Origin of the sequence: Pseudomonas sp. (genome assembly GCF_050739995.1) — a bacterium.
Lineage (GTDB): Bacteria > Pseudomonadota > Gammaproteobacteria > Pseudomonadales > Pseudomonadaceae > Aquipseudomonas.
In genome coordinates this window covers 1-4782 of record NZ_JBOICG010000490.1, presented here as the reverse complement: position 1 = coordinate 4782, position 4782 = coordinate 1, and the positions used below count along the sequence as shown (strand labels likewise).

General features: G+C 59.3%; 5 protein-coding genes. 2 read left to right on the top strand and 3 right to left on the bottom strand.

Annotated features, from left to right (window positions below; genetic code table 11):
* The coding region (locus ACRESD_RS16205; protein WP_431751851.1) for a carboxy terminal-processing peptidase at window positions 1–1326 on the top strand (1326 nt) is incomplete at its 5' end.
* Window positions 1327–1444: 118 nt separating this feature from the next.
* Window positions 1445–3214 (top strand): bifunctional diguanylate cyclase/phosphodiesterase, encoded by a 1770-nt coding sequence (locus ACRESD_RS16200; RefSeq protein ID WP_431751850.1) that lies wholly within the window; start codon window positions 1445–1447, stop codon window positions 3212–3214.
* Here ACRESD_RS16200 and ACRESD_RS16195 read toward each other — a convergent pair.
* The 3 genes from ACRESD_RS16195 to ACRESD_RS16185 form a co-directional block, all read right to left on the bottom strand.
* Entirely contained in the window at window positions 3211–3582 is a 372-nt protein-coding gene (locus ACRESD_RS16195; protein WP_005786715.1) for a hypothetical protein, read from the bottom strand. The two genes, ACRESD_RS16200 and ACRESD_RS16195, sit on opposite strands and share 4 nt — an antisense overlap.
* On the bottom strand, window positions 3579–3917 hold the full coding sequence (locus ACRESD_RS16190; RefSeq protein ID WP_431751849.1) for a helix-turn-helix domain-containing protein: 339 nt from the start codon (window positions 3915–3917) through the stop codon (window positions 3579–3581). The genes ACRESD_RS16195 and ACRESD_RS16190 overlap by 4 nt, the downstream gene beginning before the upstream one ends.
* A 96-nt stretch (window positions 3918–4013) precedes the next feature.
* The gene (locus ACRESD_RS16185; RefSeq protein ID WP_431751848.1) at window positions 4014–4469 is read right to left on the bottom strand and encodes a YkvA family protein; all 456 of its coding nucleotides are present in this window, start codon (window positions 4467–4469) and stop codon (window positions 4014–4016) included.
* Between the last annotated feature and the right edge of the window lie 313 nt (window positions 4470–4782).

Sequence of the window (4782 nt, the reverse complement as noted above, 5' to 3'; positions counted from 1 at the left end):
GTCCTGCAAAGCGACAATGACCAGGTCAAGATCGTACGTCTGGTACCGGCAGGTCCGGCCGACAAGACCAAGCAAGTCGCCCCGGCCGACAAGATCATCGGTGTGGCCCAGGCCGACAAAGAGATGGTCGACGTGGTCGGCTGGCGCCTGGACGAAGTGGTCAAGCTGATCCGAGGGCCAAAAGGCAGCGTCGTGCGCCTGGAAGTGATTCCGCACACTAATGCACCGAACGACCAGACCAGCAAGATCGTGTCGATCACCCGCGAAGCGGTGAAGCTCGAAGACCAGGCCGTGCAGAAGAAAATCCTCAACCTCAAGCAGGATGGCAAGGATTACAAGCTGGGTGTGATTGAAATCCCGGCCTTCTACCTGGACTTCAAGGCCTTCCGTGCCGGTGATCCGGACTACAAGAGCACCACCCGCGACGTTAAGAAAATCCTGACAGAACTGCAGAAAGACAAAGTCGACGGCGTGGTCATCGACCTGCGCAACAACGGCGGCGGTTCCCTGCAGGAAGCCACCGAGCTGACCAGCCTGTTCATCGACAAAGGTCCGACAGTGTTGGTACGCAACGCCGATGGCCGTGTCGACGTGCTGGAAGACGAGAACCCGGGCGCCTTCTACAAAGGGCCGATGGCGTTGCTGGTCAACCGTCTCTCGGCGTCGGCCTCGGAGATTTTCGCCGGCGCCATGCAGGACTATCACCGTGCGATGATCATCGGCGGCCAGACCTTCGGTAAAGGCACGGTGCAGACCATTCAGCCGCTGAACCATGGCGAACTGAAACTGACCCTGGCCAAGTTCTACCGGGTTTCCGGTCAAAGTACCCAGCATCAGGGCGTACTGCCGGATGTCGACTTCCCGTCGATCATCGACACCAAGGAAATCGGCGAGAGCGCCCTGCCTGAAGCCATGCCGTGGGACACCATCCGCCCTGCGATCAAGCCGGCGTCGGACCCGTTCAAACCGTTCCTGGCACAGCTGAAGGCTGATCATGCTGCTCGCTCCGCCAAGGATGCCGAGTTCGTGTTCATCCGCGACAAACTGGCCCTCGCCAAGAAGCTGATGGAAGAGAAAACCGTCAGCCTCAACGAGGCGGATCGCCGTGCGCAGCACACCGACATCGAGAATCAGCAACTGGTGCTGGAAAACGCTCGCCGCAAGGCCAAAGGCGAAGACCCGCTCAAGGAACTGAAGAAAGAAGATGAAGATGCACTGCCGGCCGAAGCGGAAAAAACCAAACCGGAAGACGATGCCTACCTGGCCGAAACCGGCCGAATCCTGCTGGACTACCTCAAGCTCAGCAAGCAGGTGGCCAAGCAGTAAATGATGGCAACTTAATGTGAACGCTCCTCGGAGTGTCATCATATAGACATCATTCTGTCGTGAAATGAAGGACCGCTGGCGTCACGCCAGCGGTCCTTTTTTTTCGATCGAGATCGCCATGACCATGACCGAACAGCTGAATGCATTGGGCTCTATCCTGGCTCAAGGCAGTTTGCACAGCCTGTTCCAACCCATCATTTGTCTGTCTGAACGGCGCATCCTCGGCTACGAAGCCCTCAGTCGCGGCCCGTCCAACAGCCCACTGCATTCCCCCGTCGCGCTGTTCTGCGTGGCGAACCAGGCCGGACGCTTGAGCGAACTGGAAATAGCCTGCCGCGAAAGCGCCTGTCGGCGCTTCAGTGAACAGAAGCTGCCGGGCAAGCTGTTTCTCAATGTCTCTCCGGAATCCCTGATGGAGACCGCGCACCAGCCAGGGCGCACCCTGCAACTGCTGCGCGACTACGGCATTCCGCCGAGCCAGGTAGTGATCGAACTGACCGAGCAGACCCCCACCGACGATTTCGAACTGCTGCAAACCGCCCTGCATCATTACCGCAACATGGGTTTTTCAATTGCCTTGGATGACTTGGGGGCCGGGTATTCCAGCCTGCGCCTATGGTCAGAACTGCGCCCGGATTACGTGAAGATCGACCGACACTTCATCGACGGTATCCACCAGGACGCGCTCAAGCGCGAGTTCGTCGGCTCCATCCTGCAAATCGCCAAGGCGTCCCGCGCCCAGGTCATTGCCGAAGGCATCGAATTGCCTGAGGAGTTGGCGGTGTTGACTGAGATGGGCGTCGATCTGGTCCAGGGCTATCTGCTCTGCCGCCCGCAGGAACACCCGCCGCAGGAAGCGCGCTTGATGCTGCCCAAGCAAGACAACGCCAACATCGCCCTCAATGAAGAAGGCAGCGATCTCAGCGCCCTGCTCAACGAACAGCCGGCGGTGGACCAGGACACCGCTACCGCCCAGGTGCTGGAGTCATTCCGCCGCCAAGCCAACCTCAACTCGCTGGCCGTGCTGGACCGGCGTGGCCACCCGGTGGGCATTGTGCATCGACACTCGTTGTCCGACGCGTTGCTCAAGCCCTTTGCCACTGACCTGTTTGCGCGCAAGCCCATCAGCCGCTTGATGAGCGATGACTTCCTGGCCGTGGAACTGAGCCAATCGCTTCAGCAAGTCAGCCGCTTGCTGACCAGCCGTGCACGACAACGCATCGAAGAAGATTTCATCATCACGCTCAACGGGGATTACTTGGGCCTGGGCCGGGTGATCGATGTGCTCAAGCTGATCACCGAACTGAAAATCCAACAGGCGCGCTATGCAAACCCGCTGACCCTGCTACCGGGCAACGTGCCAATCCAGCAGTGCCTGACACGATTGCTGCAGCAACAGCGCGAATCGGTGATCTGCTACGTGGATATCGACAGTTTCAAGCCGTTCAATGATATCTACGGCTACGGGCGCGGAGATGAGGTGTTGTTGTGCCTGGCGCAGTGCCTGAACGATCGGATCGACCCCAGCCGCGACTTTGTCGGGCATATTGGCGGTGATGACTTTTTGCTGGTGCTCGGCCCGCAGGACTGGCGCAAGCGGCTCAACCAGTTGCTGGATGATTTCCATACCCAATGCCGGCGTTTCTACCGCGCCGAGCACCTCGACGCCGGTTGCTTCGTGGCATTGAACCGCCAGGGTGTACGCCAGGAGTTTGCGCTGCTGTCGCTGTCCATCGGCGTGGTGCATCTGTATCCACAAGCGTGTGGACAACTGGATGCCAGCCAGTTGGCAGAGCTGGCTTCCCAGGCCAAACACCATGCCAAGGATGTGGCCGGCTACAGCATCCATGTGATCGACAGCCTGGACAGGCTGCCCCAGGCGCTTTAAGCCTCGGCGGATTCCGGGTACTCGTATTCGAACACCCGCACCACTTCCGAGGCATGCCACGAGGCGGCGGCCACCCCATCGGATGGCCCGCTGAAGCGCCCCAGGCGCTCCACACACTCAAAGAAACCGGTACGTGGCAAGCGGCTGGCGCCCTGGCTGATCACCAGGGAGCTGCGCAACGGCTGCTCAGCCTTGGCATCCAACGCCGCCAGGTGTTCGAGGGCGGCAGCCAGAGTTTGCATGGCCGGGGTAGGAAATTGCAGGCGCTCCAGCAGCGCGCGGTAAGTCAGCAGATGGCGCTGGCGACGCGCCTGATCCAGTTCGTTGAGTAACCCATCCCAGTGTTGACGGCTGATACGTAGGCTCAAGATTCATCCCTCCAACCTGCAACGCCCAATTCCCAGGCCAGGCTGCGGCGGATGGCGGCATCCGGCTGGCGTTCACCACTTTCAATCAATCCAAGATACGAGGGGCTGATACCCACGGTGCGGGCCAGGGTCTCAATGGCCAAGCCCTTGCCCTCACGCAGGGCGCGCAGGTCGGCGAGCGGGCGCAAAGCCTGATCGGGAACGACCTGGGTGGCAGAAGATGGAGTCGGTGCGGGTTGTTGCTGGCCGGCAGCTTTTAGCAGCGCCTGGTACTGGTCCCATGGCAACACCGCATACTCGGGTTCGCCATTACGTGAAATGATCTGAATATCCATGACTGCCCCGTAGGATAACAACACTTACTAAGTAAGTTCTTTCCTTAGAAGTGTAATCCTAACAGCCACAAAGGTCGCAGGGGGATATAAGCGTCATCAGTTTTTTTGCGGGTTTTCCTGGGACAGCAGCTCAGGCGTCGCAGGCAGCCGTTCAACGACCGCCAGCTTTTCTGGGCGCTGGGCATCGCGCCAGGCACGAAAAGCGCTCAGCTCGCCATCCAGGCTCTTCATGACCCATGCCAGCACGGCGATGTCATCCAGCATGCCGAATACCGGGATAAAGTCCGGGATCGCGTCAATCGGGCTCAGGAAGTACATCAGCCCCGCCACCACCGAAATGAGTGCCTTCGGGCTGATCGCCCGGTATTCGCCCCTCCAGTAGGCCAGGCAAAGGGCCTGAAGCAGCTTGAGATCGTCCTTGAGCTTGCCCAGGCGATTACCCTGGCTTGAGCCCTTGGCCGCCACGGCAAACAGCAAGGTCGGCAAACGGCCACGCCCGAGCAGACGTGCAGCCATGGGCAGGAAGCGGGTGAAATTGAAGGGTGGTTTCATTCGTCACTCCAGTTCCAGCTGACAGAAAAGGTTATCCACACAAATTGTGGATAACCTTGTGAACAGAGCCAGTTTTTACGGCTGAAAGCCCCGACTTACAAGGCCTTCAGTCAGATCGGGCGTTTTTTGCGCACATAAATAAACCCAGAATCTCATTGACTTGGCGCTGATGTATGACTACCCGTGCTTGGGCCTGACATCAGACTGCTACCCGATACAGACGTTCGTTTGGATCTGTTGTAGTGAGCGGGCTTGCCCCGCGCTGGGGGGCGAAGCCGCCCCAAACCCAGACACCCCGGTCTCACTGAAACAC

Excerpts from the sequence above, each read along its gene's own strand:
- ACRESD_RS16200 (WP_431751850.1), top strand. The coding sequence starts at position 1,445 with ATGACCATGACCGAACAGCTGAATGCATTGGGCTCTATCCTGGCTCAA.
- ACRESD_RS16190 (WP_431751849.1), bottom strand. The coding sequence starts at position 3,917 with ATGGATATTCAGATCATTTCACGTAATGGCGAACCCGAGTATGCGGTG.
- ACRESD_RS16185 (WP_431751848.1), bottom strand. The coding sequence starts at position 4,469 with ATGAAACCACCCTTCAATTTCACCCGCTTCCTGCCCATGGCTGCACGT.